Raw genomic sequence first — 1,139 nt, 5'->3', positions numbered from 1 at the left:
GATTCAAGGACCAAGTGCAACACTTCCAATCCAAGAGGAGTTGCATGACAAGAACATATCGACAATTGAGTGCCGAAGAGCGAGGCACGGTAATGGGCATGAAGCTGCACAATTGCAGCATCCGCAAGATTGCGAGAGTGCTGGGGCGATCACCGAGCACGATCTCGCGCGAACTGCGCCGCAATGGCTGGCAAGACGAAGCCGAGCAGTGCGTGATGGGGCGCCCGCGCATCGCTGGCGGCTACGATGCGCATCGCGCCGGCAAGCGCGCCCGGTGCGTTCGGCGTGCTGCTTGGCCCGCCCGCAAGCTCGACCGCCAAGGCCCGTTATGGGCCGAAGTCAAGGTGCTGCTCGCGCTCAAGCTTTCGCCTGAGCAGATTGCTGCCAAACTCCGGGAACGTCATCCAGGACAGACCCAATTGCAAGCTTCACACGAAACCATCTACACCGCGATCTATGCCATGCCCAAGGGTGACTTGCGCCGGGAGCTGACCGAGCTGTTGCGCCAAGGGCGCGCTGCGCGCAGGCCGCCCAGGCCAGCTCCAAGTCCGGGTGAAGGCCGGCGCGGCTCACTGCAGGACCTTGTGAGTATTCACGTGCGGCCACCCGAGGCCAACGACCGCCTGGTGCCCGGTCACTGGGAAGGCGATCTGATTAAAGGCAAGAACAATGCCTCGGCCGTCGGCACCCTGGTGTGCCGCCATACGCTGTTTGCCATACTGGTCAAGCTCGACGGCAGCAAGGCCATCGACGTGCTCGAAGGGTTCAGGCAGGCGTTCGCACCGCTACCGCCGGAGATCCGCCAGACGCTGACCTACGACCAGGGCAAGGAGATGGCGCTGCACAAACAGCTGGCCGAGGACACGGGGCTGAAGATTTACTTCTGCGACCCCCGCAGCCCCTGGCAGCGCGGCATCAATGAGAACACCAATGGCCTACTGCGCCAGTATCTTCCCAAGGGCACGGACCTGAGCGTGTACTCGCAGCACGAGCTTGATCTCATGGCCTGGGAGCTCAACATCAGGCCACGCAAGACTCTTGGCTGGAAAAGCCCCGCCGAGGTCTTCTTTAACAACAAGGCCATGAAAGATGCTGGCCTTATTCCGACTGTTGCACTTGGGGTTTGAATCCGCCCCGCC

Annotated in this window: 1 protein-coding gene; it reads left to right on the top strand. The window is 61.7% G+C overall.

What is annotated here, in order from left to right; translation table 11 throughout:
* Window positions 1-44 precede the first annotated feature (44 nt).
* The gene (locus AC1D0O_RS25045; RefSeq protein WP_477656189.1) at window positions 45-1,127 is read left to right on the top strand and encodes an IS30 family transposase; all 1,083 of its coding nucleotides are present in this window, start codon (window positions 45-47) and stop codon (window positions 1,125-1,127) included.
* The last annotated feature ends 12 nt before the right edge of the window (window positions 1,128-1,139 follow it).

The organism is Polaromonas sp. P1_F2 (assembly GCF_056405735.1).
The sequence above is the reverse complement of the archived record's forward strand: the minus strand, read 5'-3'. Positions and strand labels throughout refer to the sequence as shown.

What these genes read in the sequence shown, in the direction of transcription:
- AC1D0O_RS25045 (WP_477656189.1), top strand. Translation starts at nt 45, where the DNA reads ATGACAAGAACATATCGACAATTGAGTGCCGAAGAGCGAGGCACGGTA.